Source organism: Spirillospora sp. CA-294931, assembly GCF_050946795.1.
GTDB lineage: Bacteria > Actinomycetota > Actinomycetes > Streptosporangiales > Streptosporangiaceae > Spirillospora.
This window is the reverse complement of the sequence record NZ_CP192006.1, coordinates 5,650,320-5,676,474: the sequence shown is the minus strand read 5'-3', so window position 1 is coordinate 5,676,474 and position 26,155 is coordinate 5,650,320. Positions and strand designations below refer to the sequence as shown.

The 26,155-nt window shown below is 70.8% G+C and carries 22 protein-coding genes and 1 tRNA gene; 17 read left to right on the top strand and 6 right to left on the bottom strand.

Features of this window, described 5'->3' with window-relative positions:
- Positions 1–96 precede the first annotated feature (96 nt).
- Positions 97–1,269 carry a PucR family transcriptional regulator gene (locus ACQPY4_RS25695; RefSeq protein ID WP_433324866.1) on the top strand — a complete coding sequence of 391 codons (1,173 nt, stop codon included), beginning with the start codon at positions 97–99 and terminating at the stop codon, positions 1,267–1,269.
- Between the two features lie 3 nt (positions 1,270–1,272).
- Here ACQPY4_RS25695 and ACQPY4_RS25690 read toward each other — a convergent pair whose 3' ends face one another.
- Entirely contained in the window at positions 1,273–2,421 is a 1,149-nt protein-coding gene (locus ACQPY4_RS25690; protein WP_433324864.1) for an acyl-CoA dehydrogenase family protein, read from the bottom strand.
- Between the two features lie 5 nt (positions 2,422–2,426).
- Complete coding sequence (locus ACQPY4_RS25685; RefSeq protein ID WP_433324862.1) at positions 2,427–4,028, bottom strand: AMP-binding protein; 1,602 nt, start codon at positions 4,026–4,028, stop codon at positions 2,427–2,429.
- A gap of 190 nt (positions 4,029–4,218) precedes the next feature.
- On the opposite strand from ACQPY4_RS25685, the gene ACQPY4_RS25680 reads away from it, so the two are divergent.
- The 5 genes from ACQPY4_RS25680 to ACQPY4_RS25660 are packed head-to-tail and all read left to right on the top strand — an operon-like array spanning position 4,219 to position 8,611.
- Complete coding sequence (locus ACQPY4_RS25680) at positions 4,219–5,466, top strand: DegT/DnrJ/EryC1/StrS family aminotransferase (RefSeq protein ID WP_433324860.1); 1,248 nt, start codon at positions 4,219–4,221, stop codon at positions 5,464–5,466.
- A gap of 11 nt (positions 5,467–5,477) precedes the next feature.
- The gene (locus ACQPY4_RS25675) at positions 5,478–6,329 is read left to right on the top strand and encodes a family 3 encapsulin nanocompartment shell protein (RefSeq protein ID WP_433324858.1); all 852 of its coding nucleotides are present in this window, start codon (positions 5,478–5,480) and stop codon (positions 6,327–6,329) included.
- A complete protein-coding gene (locus ACQPY4_RS25670; protein ID WP_433324856.1) occupies positions 6,326–7,222 on the top strand; it encodes a sulfotransferase in 897 nt (298 codons plus the stop codon). The genes ACQPY4_RS25675 and ACQPY4_RS25670 overlap by 4 nt, the downstream gene beginning before the upstream one ends.
- Positions 7,223–7,231: 9 nt before the next feature.
- Positions 7,232–8,392: an MFS transporter gene (locus ACQPY4_RS25665; RefSeq protein ID WP_433324854.1), complete on the top strand. Its 1,161-nt coding sequence runs from the start codon at positions 7,232–7,234 to the stop codon at positions 8,390–8,392.
- Between the two features lie 45 nt (positions 8,393–8,437).
- A complete protein-coding gene (locus tag ACQPY4_RS25660; protein WP_433324852.1) occupies positions 8,438–8,611 on the top strand; it encodes a hypothetical protein in 174 nt (57 codons plus the stop codon).
- Between the two features lie 44 nt (positions 8,612–8,655).
- Here ACQPY4_RS25660 and ACQPY4_RS25655 read toward each other — a convergent pair whose 3' ends face one another.
- Both ACQPY4_RS25655 and ACQPY4_RS25650 read right to left on the bottom strand, forming a co-directional pair.
- Positions 8,656–9,417 carry a helix-turn-helix domain-containing protein gene (locus ACQPY4_RS25655; RefSeq protein ID WP_433324850.1) on the bottom strand — a complete coding sequence of 254 codons (762 nt, stop codon included), beginning with the start codon at positions 9,415–9,417 and terminating at the stop codon, positions 8,656–8,658.
- 67 nt (positions 9,418–9,484) lie between these two features.
- A tRNA-Leu gene (locus tag ACQPY4_RS25650) sits at positions 9,485–9,567 on the bottom strand.
- A 164-nt stretch (positions 9,568–9,731) separates the two neighbouring features.
- Between ACQPY4_RS25650 and ACQPY4_RS25645 the strand changes: the two genes are divergently transcribed.
- From ACQPY4_RS25645 to ACQPY4_RS25620, 6 genes are all read left to right on the top strand, one after another.
- On the top strand, positions 9,732–10,265 hold the full coding sequence (locus ACQPY4_RS25645; RefSeq protein WP_433339022.1) for an ANTAR domain-containing response regulator: 534 nt from the start codon (positions 9,732–9,734) through the stop codon (positions 10,263–10,265).
- Between the two features lie 254 nt (positions 10,266–10,519).
- Entirely contained in the window at positions 10,520–11,686 is a 1,167-nt protein-coding gene (locus ACQPY4_RS25640) for a branched-chain amino acid ABC transporter substrate-binding protein (protein ID WP_433324848.1), read from the top strand.
- Between the two features lie 90 nt (positions 11,687–11,776).
- Complete coding sequence (locus ACQPY4_RS25635) at positions 11,777–12,745, top strand: branched-chain amino acid ABC transporter permease (protein WP_433324846.1); 969 nt, start codon at positions 11,777–11,779, stop codon at positions 12,743–12,745.
- Entirely contained in the window at positions 12,742–14,028 is a 1,287-nt protein-coding gene (locus ACQPY4_RS25630; RefSeq protein WP_433324844.1) for a branched-chain amino acid ABC transporter permease, read from the top strand. Before ACQPY4_RS25635 ends, ACQPY4_RS25630 begins: the two co-directional genes overlap by 4 nt.
- Positions 14,025–14,852 carry an ABC transporter ATP-binding protein gene (locus ACQPY4_RS25625; RefSeq protein ID WP_433324842.1) on the top strand — a complete coding sequence of 276 codons (828 nt, stop codon included), beginning with the start codon at positions 14,025–14,027 and terminating at the stop codon, positions 14,850–14,852. Before ACQPY4_RS25630 ends, ACQPY4_RS25625 begins: the two co-directional genes overlap by 4 nt.
- Positions 14,842–15,702 carry an ABC transporter ATP-binding protein gene (locus ACQPY4_RS25620; protein WP_433324840.1) on the top strand — a complete coding sequence of 287 codons (861 nt, stop codon included), beginning with the start codon at positions 14,842–14,844 and terminating at the stop codon, positions 15,700–15,702. Before ACQPY4_RS25625 ends, ACQPY4_RS25620 begins: the two co-directional genes overlap by 11 nt.
- Positions 15,703–15,760: 58 nt before the next feature.
- On the opposite strand, the gene ACQPY4_RS25615 is transcribed toward ACQPY4_RS25620, so the two are convergent.
- Both ACQPY4_RS25615 and ACQPY4_RS25610 read right to left on the bottom strand, forming a co-directional pair.
- Positions 15,761–16,324 (bottom strand): DUF4352 domain-containing protein, encoded by a 564-nt coding sequence (locus tag ACQPY4_RS25615; RefSeq protein ID WP_433324838.1) that lies wholly within the window; start codon positions 16,322–16,324, stop codon positions 15,761–15,763.
- A gap of 248 nt (positions 16,325–16,572) precedes the next feature.
- Positions 16,573–16,932 (bottom strand): PaaI family thioesterase, encoded by a 360-nt coding sequence (locus tag ACQPY4_RS25610; RefSeq protein ID WP_433339020.1) that lies wholly within the window; start codon positions 16,930–16,932, stop codon positions 16,573–16,575.
- A gap of 126 nt (positions 16,933–17,058) precedes the next feature.
- Between ACQPY4_RS25610 and polA the strand changes: the two genes are divergently transcribed.
- The 5 genes from polA (at position 17,059) to ACQPY4_RS25585 (ending at position 26,140) form a co-directional block, all read left to right on the top strand.
- Complete coding sequence (gene polA / locus ACQPY4_RS25605) at positions 17,059–19,755, top strand: DNA polymerase I (RefSeq protein WP_433324836.1); 2,697 nt, start codon at positions 17,059–17,061, stop codon at positions 19,753–19,755.
- 782 nt (positions 19,756–20,537) lie between these two features.
- Positions 20,538–21,671 (top strand): polysaccharide deacetylase family protein, encoded by a 1,134-nt coding sequence (locus ACQPY4_RS25600; protein ID WP_433324834.1) that lies wholly within the window; start codon positions 20,538–20,540, stop codon positions 21,669–21,671.
- A 230-nt stretch (positions 21,672–21,901) separates the two neighbouring features.
- Positions 21,902–23,410: a 30S ribosomal protein S1 gene (gene rpsA / locus ACQPY4_RS25595; protein WP_433324832.1), complete on the top strand. Its 1,509-nt coding sequence runs from the start codon at positions 21,902–21,904 to the stop codon at positions 23,408–23,410.
- 209 nt (positions 23,411–23,619) lie between these two features.
- Complete coding sequence (locus tag ACQPY4_RS25590; RefSeq protein WP_433324830.1) at positions 23,620–25,575, top strand: endonuclease/exonuclease/phosphatase family protein; 1,956 nt, start codon at positions 23,620–23,622, stop codon at positions 25,573–25,575.
- 73 nt (positions 25,576–25,648) lie between these two features.
- Positions 25,649–26,140, top strand: a complete 492-nt coding sequence (locus ACQPY4_RS25585; RefSeq protein WP_433324828.1) for a GNAT family N-acetyltransferase — start codon at positions 25,649–25,651, stop codon at positions 26,138–26,140.
- Positions 26,141–26,155 lie beyond the last annotated feature (15 nt).

The window sequence follows — 26,155 nt, the reverse complement described above, 5'->3', positions numbered from 1 at the left end:
GAGCGAGATCGTCGCCGAACGTGGCTGGACGGCGAGATCAACAGGTCCGGAAGGTAGGTCTGTCCCGCCCGGACAGGCTCACAGTGGAGGACCTTCGTGCCGAAGTCACCCGCTCCGCTCGACGACCTGGATCTCGACCTGATGGTCCAGAAGATCGCCGCCGACGCCGCGCCCCTGCTGGCGTCCACCCTGCATTCCGCTGGACCGCTCTATCCCTGGGACGAGCTCGTCCCCGGGGTGGTGTCGCGGCTGCTCGCCCGGCTCCGCGACGCCGCCGGACCCTCGCCGGGCGACCAGCGCAGGGTCGCCGGCGCCGCGCGCCGCTGCGCCCGCGACTGGGTCCCGCTCCAGGAGCTGGAGCTCACCTGCCAGACCCTGCTGACCTGCGTCTTCCGTCACCTCTGGGACGCGGTGCGCCCCCGCGCCTGCGGTGACCTGCTCCGCGTCTGCAACTGGACCACCACGATGCTGCCCGACCTGCTCGCGCTGGTCAGGCGCGCCTACATCGAGGAGATGGGCCGGATCGGCGGCCGCCGGGCCGACGACCTCGTCGTCGCCGCCCTGGTCGAGGGGGGCGACGCCGCCGGTGTGGCCCGCGAGGCCGGTCTGGAGCTGCCCGACTCCTGCGTGGTGGTGTTCCTCCGCCAGGAAGCGTCCGTCGCCGCGTCCCGTCCCCGCGAGGTGCCCGAGGAGGTGCGTTCCCTGTGCCCCGACGGCGCGATCTGCGGCGCCGCCCCCGACCACTCGGGCTTCGTGGCCCTGCTGCCCGTCCCCGAGGCGTCGCAGCCCGAGGCCGAGCCGGCGGTCAGGGCGCTGGCCTCGGAGCTCGTGGAGGCGTGCCACCGCACCTCCGGCGACCGGTTCGTGGCGGGCCTGGCGGTCTCGGGGGCCGCCGAGACCGCCGCGCCCGCCGTCCACGAGGCGGTCTCGATGGCCGAGCTGTTCGTCCGGCTGGGGGAGAGCGGACGTGCCGGGTTCCTCATCGACCGGGTCGTCGGCGTCCTGCTCGGCGACCGTCCCGACCTGCGCCGCCGCCTGGTCGAGCGGCTGACCGAGGTGCGCAGCCAGAACCATCTGTGGGGGACGCTCCGCGTGCTGTACCGCTGCGACCTGGACCGCGGCCGCACGGCGCGCGCGCTGAGCATCCACCGCTCCACGCTCGACTACCGGCTGGGACGCGTCGAGCTGCTCACCGGGATCTCGCCGACGAGCGTCCAGGGCATCGTCCTGTTCTCCGCGGGCCTGGCGGCCGATGCCCTGGGCCCCTGACCCTCAGGGCGCGTGCTCGCGCCCCAGCAGACGGCGGGCCACGACGAGCCGCGTGACCTGCGCCGTGCCGTCCCCGATCTCCAGGCCGATGACGTCCCGCAGGCGCTGCGCCAGCGGCAGCGACTCCGACCAGCCGAGCTGCCCGAAGGTGAGCAGCGCCTGGTGGCACGCCTCCACGGCGGCCCGGGGAGCCCACGCCTTGGCCATGTTGGCGGGGACGGCCGGGTCGCGCCCCTGGTCCTTCAGCCACAGCGCCTCGTAGGCCAGCAGGCGGGCCGCGCGCAGGTACCCGGCGTGCTCGGCCAGCGGGAACGCCACGCCCTGGAACCGTCCCAGCGGGCCGCCGAACGCCTGGCGGGTCCTGACGTGCTCGTTCGCCTCATCCAGCGACACGCCCGCCGCGGCCAGGCACATCAGGCTGATCAGCGCGCGCGAGTAGTCGAACCCGCGCATGACCTGGACGAACCCCAGCCCCTCGCCGCCCACGACCTCGCCGGGGGACGCCGGGAGCCCGTCGAACTCCAGTTCCGCCCGCCCGGCCGCGCGCCCGCCCAGGTCGCGGGTCCGCGCGCGGGTCACGCGGGCGTCGTCCAGGCCCAGGTAGAACGCGGTGACCCCGCGCGCCCCCGGCCCGCCCGTGCGGGCGAAGACCAGCCCGTGGGTGGCGTACGCGCCGAGCATGATCGAGGTCTTGACGCCGTGCAGCCGCCATCCGCCGGACCCGTCCGGCTCGGCGCGCAGCCCGATCGCCGCGGCGTCCGACCCGTGCTCGGGCTCGGTCAGGCACAGCGCGACCAGCGCCCGGCCGGACGCGATCGCGGGCAGCCAGCGCGCCCGCTGCTCGGAGGTGGCGTTGTGCACGATCACATCGGCGATCAGCGCGGCCTGGAGCACCCCGTAGCAGGCGTTGAAGTCCGCGCGGGCCAGCTCCTCCAGGGCCAGGCCCGTCGTGACGCACCCGGCGCCGAGCCCGCCCTGCTCGACCGGGACGCGCAGCCCCATCAGCCCCTGCCCGGCCAGCTCGGCGGGCAGACCGGGACGCATCTCGCCGGTGACGTCCCCCTCCTGGTAGAACGGCGCCACCCGCTCCTCGGCGAACTCGCGGATCTGGTCGGCGTACCGCTGCTGCTCGGCGGTGAAGGAGAAGTCCACGGCGCTCAGCCCCCCGTGATCTCGGCGCGGAGCCGGAACTTCTGGATCTTCCCCGACGGCGTCTTCGGCAGCGCGTCGCGCAGCACCAGCCGCTCGGGCCAGTACTGCTTGGCCATCCCCATCGCCGCAAGATGGGCGGTGAGGTCCGCCAGGGACGGCGGCGGCCCCTCGGCCACCACGATCGCGCAGGCCCGCTCGCCCAGCCGCTCGTCGGGGTACCCGACCACCGCGATGTCGCGCACCGCCGGATGCCGCAGGAGCGCGGCCTCGACCTCCACCACCGGCACCTTCTCGCCGCCTCTCACCACGATGTCCTTCATCCGACCGGCGATGCGGATCCCGCCGAATCCGTCGTCCCTGGCCAGGTCGCCGGTGTCGAACCAGCCGCCCGGCGCCAGCGACTCCCGGTAGAGGTCGGGACGCCCCAGGTAGCCCAGGCACTGGCTGGCGCCGCGCACCTGGAGCCGTCCCACCGCGCCGACGGGGACCGGCTCGTCCCGCTCGTCGACCACGCGGACCCGCATCCAGTCCACCGGGGTGCCGTCGCTGGACGCCGCCCGGTCCGGCGGGTCGTCCGGACGGGTGATCGTCACCGTCCCGTTCTCGGTCATGCCCCACAGCGCGTGCACCCGCACGCCCAGCACCTCGGAGGCGCGCTCGACCACCAGCGGCGGGATCGGGCTGCCGCCGCACGCGAACACCGCCAGCGACGACAGGTCGCGCGGGTTCGCGCGCTGCTCCTGGATCGCGTCCACCAGGAACGTCGTCGCGCCCATCGCGAAGGTGACCCCGCGCTCCTCGACCAGCCGCAGCATCAGCGCCGGGTCCCACGCGTCCTGGTACACGGCGGTGGCGCCCAGCAGGACGGGCATCAGCAGGCAGTACGCGTACCCCGCCTGATGGGTCATCGGCGACCCCATGCTGAGCACGTCGTCGCCGGTCAGCCGGAGCGACCCGGCCTCGGCCCGCGTCAGCGCGTACAGGGTGTTGTGCGAGTGCATCACGCCCTTGGGCTCGCCGGTCGTCCCCGAGGTGAACATCACCTGCGCCAGGTCGTCGGGGCCCGCCTCGCGCGCGGCCGGCGGCCACCGGCGGTCCAGGAAGTGCTCGTCGAAGTCGAGGGCGTCCCGGCCGGAGCCGTCCAGCAGGACGACGTGCTCCAGCGTCGGCACCTCCTTGCGCACCTCGGCGAGCATGTCGGCGTAGGAGAAACCGTTCCACTCCGCCGGGGCCACGTAGACCCGTGCTCCCGTACGGCGGGCCATGAACGTCACCTCGCGGTGCCGCATGATCGGCAGAACCGGGTGCACCACGGCCCCCACCCGCGCGCACGCCAGGCTCAGCGCGGCGAACCGCCACGAGTTCGGCAGCTGGAGCGAGACGATGTCGCCGGGCCCGACCCCGAGCGCGGCCAAGCCCCCCGCCAGCCGCTCCACCCGATCGGCCAGCTCCCCGTAAGTCAGCGACTCCGGCGGCCCGCCGGCGGTACGGTACTCCACGATCGCCGGCCGGTCCGGATGACGCCGGGCGGCGTCCCGCAGATCGTCCAGCACCGTGGTCGCGCGCCACCACCCCCGTGCCCGGAAGTCCTCAGCGGAATCGGTCACGATTCACCTCCGTCGCATGATCCGCCGAGTATCCGTTCGGGGGCGGGCGCGAGGCAGCCGGTGGCGCTTGCGACATCCGCAGGAAGGAACGGTCCCCTCTGCGGCAATCTCCGGAGGCCGGGCGCATTCTTTTCGGCGCCCGAAGATCCCTACGTTAACGACGCCAGAGCGCCGTGAGCGGAGGACGATCATGTTCACCAGCCAGGAGACCGGGCTCGCCGTCGACGGCGGGCCGCCGATACGCACAGCCCCGTGGCCCACTTACGACAAGGGCGACGTCTTCATCAGCCCCGAAGACGAAGCGGCGGCGATCCAAGCGCTGCGCGAGCGCCTCTACTTCCGCTACGACCACCGTCCCTACGAGGAGACCCGGACCGGCCGCCTGGAACTGTCCCTGGCCGCCCACTTCGGCGTCCGCCACGCCCTGGCCTGCGCCAGCGGCACCACCGCCATCGCGCTCGGCCTCCTGGCGCTCGGCCTGGAGCCCGGCTCCCCGGTCGCCTGCCCCGCCTTCACCTTCGCGGCCACGCCCAGCGCCATCCTGCTGGCCGGGCACCGCCCCCTCCTGGTGGAGTGCGACGCCGACCTCCACCTGGACGTCACCGACCTCAAGCGCGCCCTGGCCGAGGGCGCGAAGGCGATCGTCGTCGTCCACATGCGCGGCTTCGCCAGCGATCTGCCAGCGATCTGCCGCCTCGCCGACGAGTACGGCGTCCCGGTCGTCGAGGACGCCGTCCCCGCCCTCGGCGCGCGCCTCGGCGACCGCCACCTGGGCACCTTCGGCCATGTCGGGGCCTTCAGCACCCAGTCCGACAAGTCGCTCAACACCGGCGAGGGCGGCTTCCTGCTCACCGACGACCCCGAGACCTACGCCCGCGCCGTCGTCTACAGCGGCGCCTACGAGAGCCGCATGGCCCGCCACTTCGACGGCGCCCCGCCGCCCGTCGACGACCTCGCCCTGCCCATCTTCGGCATCCGCATGGACGAGATCCGCGCGGCCCTGGCGGGCTCCCTGCTCGAACGCCTGCCCGCCCGGCTGGCCCTGCACCACCGCAACTACGACCACGTCGCCGAGCGGCTCGAAGGGCTGGACCGCATCGCCCTGCGCCGTCCCGTCGCGCCCCACGCCTACCTGGGCGAGGCCCTGGTCTTCCGGCTGGAGGACGCCGCCCCCGACCAGTGCGCCTGGTTCGCCCGCGCGCTGTGCGCCGAGGGCATCGACGCCCGGGCCCTGGGCGACCCGGCCGACCCCAACGTCCGCACCTTCTGGAACTGGCGCTTCATCTTCGACGACCCCGCCACCGCCCGCGCCGCGCTGCCCCGCACGGCCCGCTACGTCGGCCAGGCCGTCGACATCCCCCTGTCGGCCAACCTCGGCCCGGACGACTGCGACGACCTCGTCGCCGCCGTCCGCAAAGTCCACGCCGCCCTCGACTGACGGGACCGCCCATGCTCGCTCCCACGGCCACCACTCCCACCATCGCCGGACGGACCCCGGGCCAGGAACTCGCGCAGGCCCTGGAGAAGTCGCCCGACGGCGAGGTCATCGTCGACCTGCCCATCTCGCTGCCGACCACGTTCCCCTTCTTCGCCGCCCGTCCCCGTTACACCGTCCGGCACCTGCTGGGCGACCCCCACCCGGGCCGGGACGGCACCCCGTATGTCATCGAGCCGGTCGGCGAGCGGACCCCGTCCCAGTCGGGCACGAGCTACACCTCCAGCCCCGAGGCGGCCTTCGAACCGCGCCTGGCCGAGGCACGGCTGACCACCCTCACGGCCACCGTCCCGCTTCCCGGCGGGCTCACCGCGCACCCGGACCTGCTGGCGGCCCACATCGACCGCCGCGTCGTCGTCCGGCTGTGCACCATCGAGAACGAGGCCCTGCTGCACGGCAGCCAGGACGGCGTCGTCCCGGGCCTGCTCGGCGTCCCGGGCCGCCGCGCCGCGCGCGGCCGGGGACGGCTCGACCGCGACCTCGCCTGGGCCGCGGGCCTGGTCGAGGAGACCGGCGGCTCCTGCGACGGCATCGTCGTCCACCCCGACATCTACTGGCGTCTGGCCGTCGGCGGCACGCTGGAGAACCTCAACGGCGGCGGCATCCGCGTCTCCCGAACCCGCATGATCCCCCGGGGGTCCGCGCTGCTCGGCGACTTCCGCGCCGTCGCCACCCTGATCGACCCGGCCGACTCCCGCCTGGTGCTGCGCCGGGACCCCGACGTCATCGAGGCGTCCCACCACCTCGGACTGGCCGTCCACCTGCCGCAGCACCTCGTCCTGCTCGACCTCGGCGAGGACGGATGAAGATCCTCTACATCACCGGCTGGTGCCGGACCGGCAGCACTTTGCTCGGCAACCTGCTGGCCGAGCCCGAGGGCGTCGCGCACGTCGGCGAGCTGGCCTACCTCTGGAACAACGGCGTCCTGCGCGACGGCACCAACTCCACCTGCGGCTGCGGCAAGGACCTGCGCGACTGCCCCGTATGGTCCGGGACGCTCACCGGCGAGGCCGCGGCGCGCGACCAGGTCCGCCGCCACGACCTGCACCTCAGGACCCGCCACACCCGCGCCCGCCTCGCCGAGGCCCGGCAGCGCAAACCCAAATCCCCCCAAGTCGTCAGAACCCTGCGGCACAAGGCCGACCTCTACGCCAAGATCGCCCGCATCCTCGACGCGGACACGCTCATCGACAGCTCCAAGTTCCCCGCCGAGGCCGCCGCCCTCTGCGGCCTGCCGGACCTCGACGTCCGCGTCCTGCACCTGGTCCGCGACCCCCGCGCCACGGCCCACTCCTGGCGCCGCGCCAAGGACTACATCCCGCCCATGAGCGTCACCCGGAGCACCGCCTACTGGACGGCCTTCAACCTCGCCTCCGACCGCATCGGCATCGCATTCCCCGACCGGTACCTGCGCGTCCGCTACGAGGACTTCACCGCCCACCCCGCCCGGACCCTCGCCACCATCAGCGCCTGGGCCGAACTCCCCGCCGCCCCCGCCATCACCCCCGAAGGCACCGCCACCCTCGGCGAGAACCACACCGTCACCGGCAACCCCGACCGCCTGCGCCGCGGTGAGATCCGGATCCGCCTGGACGACGCCTGGACCCGCGACCTCCCCCCGAAAGAAGCGACCATCAGCACCGCCCTGGCCCTCCCGCTCCTCGCCAAATACGGCTACCCCCTGACCCTTCCCCGATAGCGTGCACCCGTGACGCAGACCGCCTCCACCATGGACGCGCGCACCTGGCACAGGCCGTTCGCCGGGCTCTGCGCGGCGATCCTGCTCACCTTCGTCTCCTTCGGCGCCGCCGTCCCCGTCCTGCCCCGCCTGATCACCCGCGACCTCAGCGGCCCCGACCTCACCGTCGGGGCCGCCTTCGCCCTCTCCGCCGTCGCCGCCCTCCTCGCCCGCCCCTACGTCGGCCGCTTCGCCCAGCGCGGCGACGCCCGCGCCGTCATCGCGGCGGGCGCCGCCACGGCGGCCCTCCTCGGCCCCGGCTACGCCTGCGCCGCCGCCCTCGGCGACACGGCCGGAACCACCACCCTCCTGGCCCTCCGCGTCGTCATGGGGCTCGCCGAAGCCGCCGTCTTCACCTCCGGCTCGCTCTGGGTCGTCGCCATCGCCCCCGAAGACCGCCGGGGTCAACTCGTCGGCTGGTACGGCCTGGCCATGTGGAGCGGCTGGACGCTCGGCCCCCTCCTCGGCGAGGCTCTCCGCCGCGAGCACGGCTACAACGCCGTCTGGACGCTCCACACGATCCTCCCGATCGCGGCCGCCGCGCTCGCCCTCAGCCTCACCCGCCCCGACCTGGGCACGGGGCTCGCCTCCCGCCGCCTGATCCCGCGTCCCGTCATCGTCCCCGGCACCGCCCTGGCCCTGGCGGCCGTCGGCTACTCCGCGCTCGCGGGCTTCGTCGTCCTGCACCTGGACGAGCGCGACGCGGGCGGCGGCTCCCTCACCCTCGCCGCCTTCGGCGCCGCCTACATCGCCGTCCGGCTCCTGTTCGGCCGCCTCCCCGACCGCGTCGGCGGCGCCCGCATCGCCATAGCCTGCGGCCTCCTGGAAGCCGCGGGGCTACTCCTCATAGCCGTGGCCCAGACATCCTGGCTGGCCATCCTCGGCGCCCTCATCATGGGCGCCGGCTTCACCCTGCTCTACCCGTCCCTCGCCCTGCTGATCATCAACCGCTCCAAGCCGGAAGAACGAGGAGCCGCCCTGGGCGCCTTCACCTCCTTCTGGGACCTGGGCCTGGGCGCCGCGGGCCTGCTCACCGGCGCCATAGCCACCACCCTCGGCTACCCCGCGGTCTTCCTGGCGGCCGCCGCCTCAGCCGCCCTGGCGGCCCTCGCGGGCCGCCTGTCCCGCTGACCGTCGCCCCTGCGTTTTCACCGAAAGCCCGATTAAGATCGCGACATGAGCGAGGATTCGCGCAAGCCCGAGAAAAGCCCCTCCGCGCGCTGGAGCAAACTCCCGCCGCGCACCGACCTCAAGGACACCGTCGGCGTCCAGGAGGTCCCGCCCAAGCCCGAGGTCATCGTGAACCCCCGCGACGTCGAGACCGAGTTCGCCATCCGCCACGTCGGCTGACCACCGTCCTCACGTCCACGCGGCCCAGGCGGCGACCTGGGCCGTCAGTGTTTCGGCCCGACGAACTCGTCCAGTCGCGCTACGGCCTCCCGCCGCGCGACCGAGATATGGCGAGGATTGTTCTGCTTCCACGCGATGCCAAGGCGGTCGAGGGCCTCGGTGAACAGATCGCGGATGTCGTCGGAGGCGTTGGTGAAGAAGTAGCGCGGGTACTCGTAGATGACCTCCCCGTCCGCCTTGTGACGACGTATACGGTTCACGGTCCGACAGCCGTCCGAGTGGATAAGCCCGCGGACGAAGTCTTCACGACACCGGTCGACGATCTCGCGCTGCCAGCGGACGAGCTCGATCTTGCGAGTGTGCTTCATGCCTGGCCCATGCTGAGGAAAGAGGCACGGCCAGTGCTTCGAGTAAGCGCCGACGTTCGTGCAGCCGGTACTTCGCAGGCGTCCCACTTTCAGCCCGGGCATCACGTTCGAGATCGCGGACGCGGCATCCTCGATCAAGCCCGGCCACATGTCGCCGCAGGCGATCTCAAGCCTGAACACGCCCTTGTCACCGGGTGCATCGGCGATGTGGCCGTCGCCCAAATAGAGACCGAACAAGTATGCGTAGACCGCCGAGTCAAGAGAACGATCGTGGCAGCGGGGGCACGAGGGAAGCGTCTGTGCCATGGCCCTGGGGAGATCCTTGCGCCACTTGCCCAGAGTGTTCCGCGAGATACCGGTACGTCGATGCACCTCGGCGGCGGTGAGGCCATTGTTCAACAGTGTGAGCGCCACGAGGCGCTGGCGAGGGTCATACATCGTGCGTGATCGTCACACTCAGGTACGACAGAACCGCCGTCCGTGATGGACGGCGGCTTTCGTGTCGTACCGGGAGCGGGATTCGAACCCGCAAGCCCTTTCAGGCAGATGGGTTTGAGCCATCAGCGTTTACCATTTCGCCATCCCGGCGTGGCGGTCGCCGTTCACACGGTACCGCCTGGGCTGCCGCCCTGCGCGGAGGGCTGACGAAGACCAGGTTAGCGGGTCCCGGTAGTCTCGTGTGCGTGACCGAGAGCGCGCGGCGGGTTGTGATCGCCGAAGACGAGGCCCTGATCCGGCTGGACCTCAAGGAGATGCTTCAGGAGGACGGCTACGAGGTCGTGGGGGAGGCGGGCGACGGTGAGACCGCCGTGCGGCTGGCGACCGAGCACAAGCCCGACCTGGTGATCCTGGACGTCAAGATGCCCGTCCTGGACGGGATCTCGGCGGCGGAGCTGATCTCGGCGGACCGGATCGCGCCCGTGGTCATCCTGACCGCGTTCTCCCAGCGCGAGCTGGTGCAGCGCGCGACCGACGCCGGGGCGATGGCCTATCTGGTCAAGCCGTTCACCAAGACCGACCTCGCGCCCGCGATCGAGATGGCGATCAGCCGTTACACCGAGCTGCGGGCGCTGGAGGCCGAGGTCGCGGGCCTGCACGACCGCCTCGAGACGCGCAAGCTGGTGGATCGCGCCAAGGGGCTGCTCCAGGCGGCGCACGGCTGGAGCGAGCCGGAGGCTTTCCGGTGGATTCAGAAAACGTCGATGGACCGGCGTCTCACAATGCGCGCCGTGGCCGAGGCCGTTGTGTCAGGAGCGTCCGGCGGGGACAGTTCTGACACGCCTTGACCGGAGTCCGGATCCGGCGACCCGCAGGGCGTTTCTGTTGGTTACGGTGCGTGATCTTCCCTGGCAATGCGGGTATTCATAGAGCACAGAGGCGTAACGAACCAGTAACCCTTCTGCTGGGGGGTGCTGTTTTGGCGGGGGCGCACGGTGTACGACATACCTGCTCCCCGAGTGACCGTTTCCTCCTGTGAGGTTCGGCTCGGGGCAAAACTCGTACCTGATCCCTTCCGGATCCGGATGAAAGGTTGGGCACCTTGCGGCGCAACATGATGAGGGTCACCGGTGCGGTGGCGGTGAGCGCGATGATGGCGCTCGGGGCGGCCGCTTGTGGCGGCGACGATGACGGCGGTAGCGGTGACGGCGTCACGATCGGCTTCATGGGTGACCTGACCGGGGAGAACTCCGGCATCGTCATTCCGCCCAAGCAGGGCGCGCAGATGGCGATCGACGAGTACAACGCCACCAACCCCAAGGTCAAGATCACTCTCAAGACCTACGACAGCCAGGGCAAGGGCGAGCAGGCCGTGCCGCTCGCCAAGAACGCCATCACCAAGGACAAGATCGTCGGCCTGATCGGCCCGGCGTTCTCGGGTGAGTCGGCGCAGGTCGGCCCGGTGCTGGAAGAGGGCAAGATCCCGAGCGTCTCGCCGTCGGCGACGAACTCGGCGCTGGGCAAGAACAACTGGAAGTACTGGCACCGCATCGTCGGCAACGACGACGTCCAGGGAAGCGGTGTCGGCGAGTTCATGACGCGGGCGCTGAAGGCCAAGAAGGTCTTCGTCGTCCACGACAACTCCGAGTACGGCAAGCCGCTCGGCGAGCGCGTGAAGCAGGCCGCCGAGACCGGTGGCGCCACCACCCAGGTCGACGCGATCGACCCGGAGGGCTCGGACTTCGCCTCCACGGTCAACAAGGTCAAGTCGTTCTCTCCCGACGCGATCTTCTTCGGCGGCTACTACGCCGAGGGTGGCAAGGTCCTCAAGCAGCTGCGTGAGGGCGGCGTGAAGGCCCGGTTCATGTCCGGTGACGGCTCGCTGGACAAGGGCCTGGCCGCGGGCGCGGGCGGCAAGAACGCCGAGGGCTCGATCATCGCCTGCCCCTGCCTGATCGACCCGACCGGCAAGGCCGGCACGGAGAGCAAGACCTTCGCCGAGAAGTACAAGGCCAAGTTCAAGGCCGACCCGGCGATCTACTCCGCCGAGGGCTACGACTCGGCGACCGCGTTCATCGAGGCGGTGAAGGCCGGCAAGACCAAGGCCGAGGAGATCAACGAGTTCATCAAGACCGTCAACAAGCCTGGTGTCTCGAAGGTCGTCAAGTTCGAGAACGGTGAGCCTGCGGCGAAGGACGTCTACGTCTACGACGTCAAGGGCGACACTCTGCCGCTGATCGGTAAGGCGTCCGAGGCCACGGTCAGCTAGTTCGTCGGCTGATCTGGACTTCGGTTTCCCTGGAACGCGCAGGAGCGGGAGCGCTAGAGCGCTCCCGCTCCTTCGACGAAGGCGACATACATGCTCGGCAACCTCACTGATCAATTCTGGTCGTACACGACCGACGGCCTCGCGCTCGGCGCGATCTACGCGCTCGTCGCCCTCGGCTACACGATGGTCTACGGCGTCCTGAGGCTCATCAACTTCGCCCATTCCGAGATCTTCATGGTCGGCACCTTCGCGGCGCTGGCCACCCTGAACATCATCGGCCTCTCCGCACCTGTCGGGGGAGTCGCGCTGATTGGAATGGTCCTTCTGCTCGCGGTGGTGGCCGGTCTGGTCTCCGGCGCGAGCGCCGTCGCCCTTGAGTTCGTGGCCTACAGGCCCCTGCGGCGCAAGGGCGCGTCCCGGCTGGCGGCGCTGATCTCCGCGATCGGTGCCTCCCTGTTCCTGCAGCAGCTCTTCGCCCGGATCCTGATCCCCTGGTGGTTCGACCTGCCCAAGGAGAAGGGCGCTCTCCCGATCCAGGAACAGTTCGTCACTCGTACGAACCTGGTCGAGATCGGTGACTTCGTCGTCCGCAACGACAAGCTCGTTGTGTTCGTCGGCGCGGTCCTGATGATGGTGGTCCTGGACCAGTTCGTGAACCGGACCCGGCTGGGGCGCGGTATCCGCGCCACGGCGCAGGACCCGGAGACGGCGGTCCTCATGGGCGTGAACATCGACAGGATCGTGATGGCGACCTTCGCCATCGGCGGCGCGATGGCCGGTGTGGCCGCCGCGCTTTACATGATGCGTTTCGAGGAAACGAACTACTTCGTGGGCTTTCTTCTCGGTATCAAGGCGTTCACGGCCGCGGTGCTCGGCGGCATCGGCAACCTGCGCGGGGCGCTGGTCGGCGGTCTCGTGCTCGGCCTGATCGAGATGTACGGATCGGCCATCTTCGGAAGTGAGTGGCAGAACGTGGTCGCGTTCTCGGTGCTCGTCCTCGTCCTCATGTTCCGTCCCACCGGAATCCTCGGTGAGTCACTCCAGCAGGCGCGCGCATGAACAACAAAGCAAACGCAGCGAACACTTCGTCCGTCAACGCCCGCTTCGGCAGGGTGCCGGGCAGGGCCAAGCAGCGGACCGACTCGCGTCCTCCGGGGCTCCGGCAGGTTCTCTACGCGCTCTTCCTGGTCACCGAGACGTGCGGCGCCATCGGCGACGTGCTCAGGGACTGGTGGGCGGTGCAGGGACGCCCGGTGCGCTGGGCCGTCTACGTGCTGCTCATCCTGTTCGGGATCATGCTGCCGTCGGACTCGATCGGCAGCATCATGTCGCCGCACACCGAGTGGCAGACGCTGCTGTTCTTCCCGATCGGCGGGTACATCCTGCTGGCCATCGGCCTGAACGTGGTGGTCGGCCAGGCGGGCCTGCTCGACCTCGGGTACGTGGCGTTCTTCGCGGTCGGCGGCTACGCGATGGCGATCTTCGCCAAGCTGCACGGGTGGTCGTTCTGGGAGGTCCTGATCGTCGGGACCCTCATCTCGGCCGGGTCGGGCATCCTGCTGGGCGCGCCGACGCTGCGCCTGCGGGGCGACTATCTGGCGATCGTGACCCTGGGCTTCGGTGAGATCGTCCGGATCAGCGCGCAGAACTGGGAGTACGTCAACGGACCGAACGGCATCTCGGGCATCCCGCACCCGCCGAACCTCTCGGACTACGAGTTCCCGGCGGGCCAGCCGTGGGAGTTCCTCGGCCTGGACGGCGTGGCGCCGCTCACTTACGGGGCGCTGGACGGCCGGCCGTACTACTACCTGATGCTGGTCGCGATCATCGCGACGATCGTTTTCGCCAAGCGGCTGGAGAACAGCCGGGTCGGCCGGGCGTGGGCCTCGATCCGCGAGGACGAGGACGCGGCCGAGCTGATGGGCGTCCCGACGTTCAAGTTCAAGCTGGCGGCGTTCGCGATCGGCGCGGCGATCGGCGGCATGACCGGCGTCGTCTACGCCAGCCAGGCCACGTCGATCATCCCGGCGAACTTCCCGTTCATCCTGTCGGCGACCATCCTGGCCGCCGTGGTCATGGGCGGTTCGGGCAACCTGCCGGGCGTCATGCTCGGCGCCTTCCTGGTGGCCTGGATCCCCGAGTACTTCCGGGATCTCAAGGAGTACCGGATCCTGCTGTTCGGCGGCATCCTGGTCGTGATGATGGCGCTGCGCCCGGAGGGGATCCTGCCTTCCAAGCGCAGACAGGCCGAACTCGCCGAGGGGTCCGGGGGAATGGGCAGTCTCGGTGCCGAGGTCGCCGGACCCGACACATCGGCCGCGTCCGTGGAGGGGGCCAAATGAGTGACAAGAAGGCGGACGCGCCCGCCGAGCCGGTGAAGCACGCCGGGGCGGGCAAGCCACTGCTGGACCTCCAGGACGTCACCATGCGGTTCGGCGGTGTGGTCGCGGTGAACGGGCTGCGCCTGACGATCAACGAGGGCGAGATCTTCGCCCTGATCGGCCCGAACGGCGCGGGCAAGACGACGGTGTTCAACGTGACCACCGGCGTCTACCGTCCGACCGAGGGCCGGGTGCAGTTCGACGGCGACCGGATCGACGGGCAGAAGCGCTACAAGGTGACCAAGCGGGGCGTCGCCCGCACGTTCCAGAACGTCCGGCTGTTCCACAACATGTCGGCGCTGGAGAACGTGCTGGTGGGCGCCGACGCGCACCACAAGACGGGCCTGGCCGGGGCGGGTCTCGGCCTGCCCTGGCACCGGCGCGAGGAGCGCCGGGGCCGCGAGCAGGCGCGCGAGCTGCTGAACTTCGTGGGGATCACCCACCGCATGGAGGACACGGCCAAGAACCTGCCGTACGGCGACCAGCGGCGCCTGGAGATCGCGCGGGCGCTGGCCACCAACCCGAAGCTGCTGCTGCTGGACGAGCCCGCCGCGGGCATGAACCCGTCGGAGAAAGAGGCTCTGCAGGAGCTGATCAGGAAGATCCGCGACAGCGGGCGGACGGTGCTGCTCATCGAGCACGACATGAGCCTGGTCATGGGGATCAGCGACCGCCTGGCGGTGCTGGACTTCGGCCAGAAGATCGCTGAGGGGCTGCCCGCAGAGATCCAGAACAACCCGCGGGTCATCGAGGCGTACTTGGGAGCTCCGGCCGATGCTTCTTGAGATCAAGGACATCAACGTCCACTACGGAAAGATCGCGGCGATCAAGGGCGTCTCGGTCGACGTCGACGAGGGCGAGATCGTCACGCTGATCGGCGCCAACGGCGCCGGCAAGACGACGACGCTCAAGACGATCTCCGGGCTGCGGTCGCTGACGTCCGGGAAGATCACCTTCGAGGGCCGCGACATCAGCAAGCTGGCGGGCTACAAGCGCGTGCTGGCCGGGATCGGGCAGGCGCCGGAAGGCCGGGGGATCTTCCCCGGCATGACGGTGACCGAGAACCTGCACATGGGCGCCTACGCGCGCAAGGGCGACGTGAGCAAGGATCTCGACGAGGTCTTCGACCTGTTCCCGAGGCTGGCCGAGCGCCGGTCGCAGGCGGGCGGCACGATGTCGGGCGGCGAGCAGCAGATGCTGGCCATCGGGCGGGCGATGATGACCCGTCCGAAGGTGCTGCTGCTGGACGAGCCGTCCATGGGCCTGGCGCCCAAGCTGGTGCAGCAGATCTTCACGATCATCACGGAGATCAACCGGCGGGGCACCACGGTGCTGCTGGTCGAGCAGAACGCGGCGCAGGCGCTCCAGATCGCGCACCGCGCGTACGTGCTGGAGACCGGCCGGGTCGTCAAGTCCGCCCCGGCGGCCGACCTGCTGGACGACCCGGAGGTCCGCGCGGCCTACCTGGGCGGTGGCGCCTCGTCCGAGGCCGTCGCCAAGACCCAGGCGGCGCGGGCCGCCACGGCCGCGGCTCCCGCCGCGGCCGCCGCCCCCGTCGCCGAGGACGACGACGAGGACATCTCGGGTCTGGGCGCCTGCGTGGACTCCGCGGAGGACCCCGACACCGACAACTGATCGCCCCGAAGTCCGGCCGAACGGCCCTCGCGTCCATCGGGCGCGGGGGCCGTTCGCATCAGGGCTTGAGGGAGAGGTCGGCGCTCTTGGTCCCCGGGGGCGGGTTCTCCTTGACCGCCTCGCCGAGCGCGGACGACGTGGCGTCGCCCACGACCCGCAGAGAGCGGAGTTCGACGTTCTTGGGGACGTCGTACCAGAGGTCGATCTCGCGCCGCTCGTCCCGCGCGAGGGTCTGCGGCCCGGTCGGCGCGCGCGCGACGGACGTGGCGTCGAAGCTGGGCTTGTACGCCTGCCCGTCACCGGTGATCAGCAGCTGCCAGGAGCCGCGGAAGATGTGGCGGTCGCGCCCGTGGTTCTCCATGGCGAGGCGTATACGGACGAACTGCCCCTTCTTGGGCAGGATGCTGCCGTGGTTGCCCACGACGTCGCCGAACTTGGGGCTGACGCCCATCACCCAGTAGTCGATCTCCCCGACCCTGGTCTCGCGGTGGGGGAGCGGCGACTCCCGAGACCGCACCTTGCGCTCGTCGTTGTCGTAGCTGCCCGGGCCGTCGTCGGAGCAGCCGGGCGCCACGGCCGTGAGCGCGCCCGCGAGGACGAGGAGAGCGGTGGCTCGTCGCATGATCACGACGATAGATTCCCGCGGCCGCCGTGAGAACGGCGGGAGGCGGACCGCAACGCAACCGCAACCGGTGAACGGATTTAGCCGGTGACAGACCAGGCTCCGGGCATGTTTTGGCCCGGGGTCACCTTTGGGGCCGCACGAGCCTTCCCCGGGCACGTACGTTGTCTACTCGGTGACCCCGGGCCGTTCCAATCCACGGTAGCGACCCTGCGGTACCGCCGCAAAGGAAGCGGGCGAAAGATCCTTCAGATTGCCGTCGCGGGACGATCGCGCAACATGCAGGTGAGCCGCGCGGTACAGACCCTGCGGTCCCGCTCGTCGGTGATCACGATGTCGTAGGTGGCCAGCGTGTTGCCGCCGTGCACCCGGGTGGCCACACCGGTCACGTAGCCCTCGGTCGCCGACCGGTGGTGGGTGGCGTTGATCTCGATGCCGACCGCGATGCGGCCGGAACCGGCGTGCAGGGCCGCGCCCGCCGACCCGATCGACTCGGCCAGGACGACCGACGCGCCGCCGTGCAGAAGGCCGTAAGGCTGGGTGTTGCCCTTGACGGGCATCCGGGCCACCACGCGCTCGGGGGAGCCCTCAAGGAACTCGATGCCCATGCGCACGCCCAGGTCGCCCTGGGCGTCGGCAGCCGAGTGGTCCCGCTGCGCGGTCTCGGACGTCCCGCCGGTGTCAGTCACTTCCGCCTCCCTGAAACTGTCGTACGCGCAGACTAGGCTCCTGGTGTGGCGACGAAAGAACCGACCCCTGACGACCGGCCCCGCCTGCTCCTGCTCGACGGGCACTCCCTGGCCTACCGCGCGTTCTTCGCGCTCCCGGTGGAGAACTTCAACACGACCGACGGGCAGCCCACCAACGCGGTGTACGGCTTCACCTCGATGCTCATCAACGTGCTGCGCGACGAGAAGCCCACGCACATCGCGGTGGCGTTCGACCGGTCCGAGCCGACCTTCCGGCACGAGCAGTACGTCGAGTACAAGGCGGGCCGCAACAAGACCCCAGACGAGTTCCGCAGCCAGATCAGCCTGATCTTCGAGGTGCTCGACGCGCTGCGCATCCCGCGCACCTCGGTGGCGGGATTCGAGGCCGACGACATCATCGCCACGCTGTCGGTGCAGGCCACCCAGGCCGGTATGCAGACGCTGATCGTCACCGGCGACCGCGACGCCTTCCAGCTGGTCGACGAGCATGTCACCGTCCTGTACCCGATCCGGGGCGTGTCCGAGCTGTCCCGCATGGACCCGGCGGCGGTCGAGGCCAAGTACGGCGTCCCGCCCGAGCGCTACCGCGAGCTGGCCGCGCTGGTCGGCGAGAGCAGCGACAACCTGCCCGGCGTCCCCGGGGTCGGCCCCAAGACCGCGGCCAAGTGGCTGGTGAAGTACGGCGACCTCGACACGCTCGTCGCCCGGGTCGACGAGATCACCGGCAAGGCCGGCGACAACCTGCGCGAGCACCTGGGCGAGGTCCTGCGCAACCAGCAGGTCAACGAGCTCGACACCGAGGTCGGGCTCGAACTGACCCCGCCGATGCTGGCGATGGGCCAGTGGGACCGCGAAGAGATCCACACCCTGTTCGACTCGCTCCAGTTCAAGGTGCTCCGCGAGCGCCTGTACTCCACGCTGACGACCGCCGAGCCCGAGGCCGACGAGGGCTTCGACATCGAGCTGAACGAGCTTGAGCCGGGCGCTCTGCCCTCCTGGCTGGCCGAGAACGCCACCGGCTCCGAACGCCTCGGCATCGCCCTCACCGGAACCTGGGGCCGAGGCACCGGCGAGATCACCGCGCTGGCCCTGGCCACCCCCAAGGGGCCGGCCGTCCACCTCGACCCGTCCGCCCTGATCGAGGACGACGAGCGCGCGCTCGCCGCCTGGCTGGCCGACGAGAGCCGTCCCAAGGCGATGCACGAGGCCAAGGGCCCCATGCTGGCACTGGCCGCGCGGGGCCTGAGGCTGGCGGGCCTCACCAGCGACACCGCCCTGGCCGCCTACCTGGCGCTCCCCGGGCAGCGGACGTTCGACCTGGCCGACCTCGTCCTGCGCTACCTGCAGCGCGAGCTGCGCAACGAGTCCGAAGACTCGGGCCAGCTCACCCTCGACGGCTCCGGCGAGGAGGAGGCCGCGCAGGCCCTGGCCGTCCGGGCCCGCGCCGTCGCCGAGCTGGCCGACGCGCTCGACCGCGACCTGGAGCAGCGCGGCGCCACCCGCCTGCTGCGCGAGGTCGAGCTGCCACTGGTCGGGGTGCTGGCCGCCATGGAACGGGCGGGCATCGCCGTCGACGCCGACCATCTGGCGTCCATGTCGGCGTCCCTGGGCGGGCAGGTCAAGGAGGTCGAGCAGCTCGCCTACGACGCCGTCGGCCACGACTTCAACCTCGGCTCGCCCAAGCAGGTCCAGCAGGTGCTGTTCGACGAGCTCGGCCTGCCCAAGACCAAGCGCACCAAGACCGGCTACACCACCGACTCCGAGGCCCTGTCGAACCTGCTGGCCAAGGACGCGCACCCGGTGCTGGAGCACATCCTGCGCTGGCGCGAGGTCGCCAAGCTCAAGAGCATCGTCGACTCGCTGATCCCGATGGCCGACGACGCCGGGCGCATCCACACCACCTTCAACCAGATGGTCGCCGCCACCGGGCGCCTGTCGTCCACCGACCCCAACCTGCAGAACATCCCGATCCGCACCGCCGAGGGCCGCCAGATCCGCGAGGCGTTCGTGGTCGGCGGCGGCTACGAGTCACTGCTCACCGCCGACTACAGCCAGATCGAGCTGCGGATCATGGCCCACCTCTCCGAGGACGCGGCCCTGCTTGAGGCGTTCTCCTCGGGCGCCGACTTCCACACCATCACCGCGTCCCGGGTGTTCGGCCTGCCGCCCGAGCAGATCGACTCCGAGCTGCGCGCGCGCATCAAGGCCATGAACTACGGCCTGGCCTACGGCCTGTCGGCCTACGGGCTCTCCCAGCAGCTGCGCATCCCGCCGGACGAGGCCCGCGGCCTGATGGAGGAGTACTTCGAGCAGTTCGGCGGCGTCCGCGACTACCTGCAGAACGTCGTCGCCAAGGCCCGCCAGGACGGCTACACCGAGACCATCCTTGGCCGCCGCCGCTACCTGCCCGACCTCAACTCCGACAACCGCCAGCGCCGCGAGATGGCCGAACGCATGGCCCTCAACGCGCCCATCCAGGGCTCGGCCGCCGACATCATCAAGGTCGCCAGCCTCAACGTCGACCGCGCCCTGCGCTCGGCCGGGCTCACGTCCCGCATGCTCCTCCAGGTCCACGACGAACTCGTCTTCGAGGTCGCCGACGGCGAGCACGAGGCCCTCACCGCCCTCATCACCAAGGAGATGTCCGGCGCCTACGACCTCCGCGCCCCCCTGGAAGTCTCCATGGGCACCGGCCGCACCTGGCAGGAAGCTGCACACTAGAAATCCTGGCCCACCTACGCTCGCCTGGCGGCTCGCTACGGTGACCAAGATTTGGCGAGTGCTCGCATCGCTTCGCGATCTAACCGGGGAAGCTCGCCTTCGGCTTCGCTTCCCCGGTTAGGTCACGCACTCGGTGCGTGGCTGGGGTGTGTTGGGGGTGGAAGAGCCCTTCGCCTGGCGGCTCGCTGCGGCGACCGTGATTTAGCGATTGCTGCGTCGCTTCGCCTTCGGCTCGCTTCCCCGCTCACTAACGCAATCGCGCGCGGCTGGGGCGCGTTGGAAGTCACACGAACCCCTCGTCCGGGCCGGACGAGGGGTTCGTGGCGTCCCGGGGGCCGGAGCGCGGACGTTGGCTCTGCCGAAGGTGAGCCTTCGGCCGATCAGCACGCAAGCGTGCGGGTTGCGGAGGGCGTTGGAAGGCCATGAACCCCATTGTCTGGATGCCGAGCTCTGACGAGGTGGGGCGGGGCGCCTTGGGCGCTTGCGCCCGCGCTGGGTGCGTGGGGTGCGCGGTTCGTGGCGCGTCTTCGCGTGGGTGGGATTGAGGGGCGAGGTGTTCGTGTGGGCACTCGTGGTCCGGGCGCGGGAGGCCGGGGGAGGGGTGGCGGGGTGGGTTTGCGGTGGTGAGGGGGAAGGGGGGGTGATCTTTGTGGTGGGTTCGCGTTTTGGCGGGGCGGGGACGGGTGAAAAATTGGTGAAAGCGGTGTCTGGCGTACGTGTCCGGCTAAGTCGGAGGAGTCGTACGCTGTCCTGGCCGATTCGTGTGGGATGACGGGAGGGTCGTGCCGATCCATCACAAGATCGCCGGTGTGGTCGTGCTCTGCGCCGTGATCCTCGGGCTGACGCTGCCGGACGTGCGGGAGCGGAACACCTCGGGTAAGGAGGCGGCTCGGGCGGGGTCTTCCTCGCGGACCACGCAGCCGTCCTCTCGGGCGCCCGCGGATCGTCCTGTGAACGGGCAGGCGTCCCCGGTGCCGTCGTCTCCCGGTGCCTCGGCCACGCCTTCGGCGCCCGCGACGATCGCGGCGGCGCCCGGTGCGGCGGCGGTGAAGGCGAACGAGCTGGGCGAGGTCCCGGTGCTGATGTACCACCGGATCATGCCCAAGGCCGAGCTGTCGCTCGACCGGACGGTCAAGGAGTTCCGCGAGGAGGCGACCCGCCTCGCGCAGGAGGGGTACGTGCCCATCACGGCGGCCGAGTTCGTCAGCGGGCGGTTCAACATCCCCGCGGGACGGCACCCGGTGGTGCTGACCTTCGACGACAGCACGCCCGGGCACTTCGCGCTCGACCCGAGCGGCAAGCCCAAACCCGACACCGCGGTGGCGATCCTGATGGAGGTCGCCCAGAAGCACCCGGGTTTCCGGCCTGTCGCGACCTTCTACCTGAACAAGGACATGTTCGGGCTCGGGCCGCAGGCGCCGGCGGGGCTGCGCTGGCTCCTCCAGCACGGGTTCGAGCTCGGCAACCACACCGTGACCCACCCCGACCTCTCCTCGATGTCCAAGGAGGGCGTCCACAAGGAGATCGGCGGGATGGAGAGCCAGATCCTCCAGCAGGCCGGGGTGCACACGACGACGCTGGCCTACCCGTTCGGGTCGGTGCCCAAGAAGCGGGCCTGGGCCCTGAGCAAGGCCGGCGAATGGAACTTCACGGGAGTTTTCCTTGCGGGATGGAAGCCCTCCGAGTCGCCCTTCGACACCAAGTTCGACCCGTTCGCGATCACTCGGGTGCGTTCCGAGGGCAAGATCAAGGAGAACGACTGCAAGCAGTTCTGCTCCACCGCCTGGCTCGACACGCTGGCCAAGAACCCCGCCACCAGGTACACCTCCGACGGCGATCCGGAGACGATCTCCTTCCCCAGAACCGAGGAGGACCGGCTCGGGAAGGCCTTCCGGGCCCGGGGCAGGATGTACTGAGAACCGGGTGAGATTGACCAGGGGACTCTGGTCCCATATTCTGATCGCTGCGCTGTGGGCCTGCGCGCGCTTCAGACAGAGCAGGTTCGCACTCGGTCAGGTCGGCGACATCGGTTCGGTTCTAGGTGTGACTTCTCGTCACTTTCCTTCCGGTTCTCGGCAGGGCGGATACAGGCCCTCCGCGCATCACCAGACACCTACTCATGTCCGTATCCGGAGCCAGCCGACACATGACGAGCAGCACCGAAGCCACCTCGACCACCCCGCAGGTAGCGGTCAACGACATCGGTTCCGAGGAAGCCTTCCTCGCGGCGATCGATGAGACCATCAAGTACTTCAATGACGGCGACATTGTCGAAGGCACCGTCGTCAAGGTCGATCGTGACGAGGTCCTCCTCGACATCGGCTACAAGACCGAGGGCGTCATTCCCTCGCGCGAGCTCTCGATCAAGCACGACGTCGACCCCAACGAGGTCGTCACCGTCGGCGACCACGTCGAGGCCCTCGTCCTCCAGAAGGAGGACAAGGAAGGCCGGCTGATCCTGTCCAAGAAGCGCGCTCAGTACGAGCGCGCCTGGGGCACGATCGAGAAGATCAAGGACGAGGACGGCATCGTCACCGGCACCGTCATCGAGGTCGTCAAGGGCGGCCTCATCCTCGACATCGGCCTGCGGGGCTTCCTGCCCGCGTCGCTGGTGGAGATGCGACGGGTCCGTGACCTGCAGCCCTACGTCGGGCGCGAGCTCGAAGCCAAGATCATCGAGCTGGACAAGAACCGCAACAACGTGGTCCTGTCCCGCCGTGCCTGGCTCGAGCAGACGCAGAGCGAGGTCCGCCAGACCTTCCTCAACACGCTCCAGAAGGGGCAGGTCCGCAAGGGCGTCGTGTCCTCGATCGTCAACTTCGGCGCCTTCGTCGATCTCGGCGGAGTCGACGGACTGGTGCACGTCTCCGAGCTGTCCTGGAAGCACATCGACCACCCCTCCGAGGTGGTCGAGGTCGGCCAGGAGGTCACGGTCGAGGTCCTGGACGTCGACATGGAGCGCGAGCGCGTCTCCCTGTCGCTCAAGGCGACCCAGGAAGACCCGTGGCAGCAGTTCGCCCGCACGCACCAGATCGGCCAGGTCGTTCCGGGCCGCGTCACCAAGCTGGTGCCGTTCGGCGCGTTCGTCCGGGTCGAGGAGGGCATCGAGGGCCTGGTCCACATCTCCGAACTGGCCGAGCGCCACGTGGAGATCCCCGAGCAGGTCGTCCAGGTCGGCGACGAGATCTTCGTGAAGATCATCGACATCGACCTCGACCGCCGCCGCATCAGCCTCTCGCTCAAGCAGGCCAACGAGAGCGCGGCGGGCATCGAGGAAGAGGACTTCGACCCGACGCTGTACGGCATGCCCGCCGAGTACGACAGCGAGGGGAACTACAAGTACCCCGAGGGCTTCGACTCCGAGACCGGCGAGTGGCTCGAGGGCTTCGACGAGCAGCGTGAGACCTGGGAGCGGCAGTACGCCGAGGCCCGCGGTCGCTTCGACGCTCACCGCAAGCAGATCGAGGAGGCCCGCAAGGCCGAGGCGGAGGCCGAGACCGCGGCTCCGGCCGGCGGCGCGGCGTCCACCGGTGGCGGCGGCGGTGGAGGCGAGACCTCCTACTCCGGCGGTGCCGAGCCCGAGTCCGCCGGTGGCGCTCTCGCCACCGACGAGGCCCTGGCGGCGCTGCGGGAGAAGCTCTCCGGCGGTCAGTGACCTCACGGTCAACCGGGACGCGCCTCGCGCGCGTCCCACGTCAGGCGGCCGTGCCGTGCCCTCAGGGGCCCGGCGCGGCGGCCGATGACATCGGAACACGGCCGGACGGCGGCCCCTGTCGGGGGTTCGGCGTCCGGCCGTGACCTGTTTCGCGCGTACCCTTCTCACCGTCCGTGATCCAGAGCCCGCCCCCGGGAGCACCAGTTCCAGTGGTCAGCACAGACGTAGGCATCAAGCCCGGCGACGGCCCCGCCGGTTCGGCAGGGCCCTCGATCGTCCCGCGAGGCCCCGCGCGCCTCGCGCTCATCGCGATCACGGTCGCGGTGCTGGCGCAGACCCTGCGCTTCTCCCTTCCCCAGCTCGACCATTTCGCCGACACCGCCGGCATGGGCGTCGCGGCGCTGGTCGTCCCGCTCATCTACCTGGCGGGCCTGCTGAGCCCGCTGGTGCGCCGCGTGGCCGGGCCGCGCGGGCTGCTGCTCGCCGGGATCGGCGGCCTGTTCGCCGTCCGGCTGCTGGCGCAGGCCCTCACCCCGCAGACCTGGCTCGCCCTGGCCGGCACCGCCGTCGGCATGGTCGCCGTCGCCGCGCTCTACGAGGGCGCGCGCGGCCTGTCCGGCGTGGGGTTCGCGACCGCGACGGTCGCGGGACTGTCGATCGACACCGCCGTCCGGATGGCCTTCGCCACCTGGGACCCGGCCTGGCGTTCCGGCATCGGCGCCTGGGCGGTCTGTCTGCTGTTCGTGGGCCTCGGCGCCGTCGCGCTCTACCGTGAGCTGGCCTCGGGGCCGGTGCGGGCGCCGGGCCTGTCCTGGCGGGACGCCCTCGGCTCGGCCGCGTTCGGCCCGTTCCTCGCGCTGCAGGTGCTCGTGCTGTCGAGCCCCGCGTTCGTGGCCTCGTCCGGCTGGCGGTCGCTCACCACGGCGCACGTGGTGGTCGTCGTCGGGCAGGGGCTCGCGCTGGCGTTCCTGGCGTCCGGCCTGGCCGTCCGCGCGGTCCCCGGCGGCGTCTGCGTGCTGGGCGGCACGGTCCTCGGGGTCGGCGCGGGCGCCGTCGCCGGGACGTACGCGCTGACCGGCGTGGAGGTGCTGCCGATCATCGTCCTCGGCCAGGTGCTGTCGGCCTGGCTGCTGGCGGTGGCCTGCCGGGCGCCGCTGCGCCGCGCGGGCTCCGGCGGCCCGGTCTGGCGCGTCGACCTCGGCGCCGCGCTCGGCGGGCTGCTGATCGGGCTGATCCTGATCCCGTACCAGCTCAGCGCCGTCGAGCCCATGCCGTTCCCCAACAACGCCCTGCCGGGCCTGGCGGGCATCGCGCTGGGCGGCCTGGCGGCCATCGCCGCCGCCCGGGGCGGCCCCCTGCCCGCGCGCGCTCCGCTGCGCGCCCTGACGGCCGGTGCGGCGGCGCTCGTCCTGCTGGCCGGAACCCTGATCTTCAGCGTCGCGGCGCCCGACGAGCCCGCCAAGGCGGGCCAGAGCGACGGCCAGGTCCGCGTCGTCACCTACAACATCCGCGACGCCATCAACCAGAAGGGCCGCCTCGACCCCGAGGGCATCGCCAAGACGCTGAAGGCGCAGAGCCCCGACGTCGTCCTGCTCCAGGAGGCCAGCCGGGGGTCGCTGAAGTCGGGCACCACCGACGTCGGCGTCTGGCTGTCGCGGCGCCTTGGCATGAAGCTGCTGTGGGGCCCGGCCGCCGACGGCCAGTTCGGCAACGCGATCCTGACCTCGCTGCCGGTCCGCCGCTCGGGCACCGGCCGGATGGACCGCGGCGACTGGTCGCAGATCCGCGGGTACCTCTGGGCCCGGCTCCAGGTCGGCCGCACCACGCTGGACGTGTGGTCCACGCACCTGCAGGGCGGAGCCGACCAGAGCCGCGAGCGCGCCCGCGAGGTCGCCGCGCTGCTGCGCGCCTGGGGCGGCGCCCCGCGCACGATCATCGGCGGCGACTTCAACGCCGAGTCCGGCAGCCCGGAGATCATGCGGATGATGGACGACACGCAGCTGCGCAGCGCGGCGCTGGGCGACTCCTCGCCGACCCGCGCCGACGGCGGCCGCGTCGACTGGATCTTCGGCACCGACGACGTGATGTTCGGCTCCTACGACGCCCCCCGCTCGGACGCGTCCGACCACTACCCGGTGGCCGTGACCGTCCGGATCCAGCAATAGCCGCACGGAACGAGAAAACAGAGCCCCGGGCATGGCCTAGGGTCGGTGCAGGGCAAGCGATCGGGGAACGGCGATGACGGAGCAGGCGGTCGCGATCGAGCGGGCCGGTCCGGCGGACGCGGGCGAGATCCTCACCGTGCAGCGCGCGGCCTACGTCGCCGAGGCGCAGCTGTACGGCGACCCGTTCATCCCGCCGCTGGTCGAGTCGTTCGAGCAGCTCGGCAAGCTGCTCACCGGCGACGCCGTCGTGCTGAAGGCGGTCGAGGCGGGCCGCCTGGTCGGGGCGGTCCGCGCCCAGTTCAGCGAGCACACCTGCCTGGTCGGACGGCTGGTCGTGGCGCCCGACACGCAGGGACGCGGCATCGGCGGGCGGCTGATGCGCGCGCTGGAGACCGAGGTCGCCGGGCGGGTGGACGCCTGCGTCCTGTTCACCGGGCACCTGAGCGACGGCAACCTGCGCTTCTACCGGCGCCTCGGCTATGCCGAGACCCACCGCGAACGCGTCGCCGCGCACCTGACGCTCGTCCACATGCGCAAGCCCCTGGTCCCGGCCCCCACCACCTGACCGCCGCACGGCTAG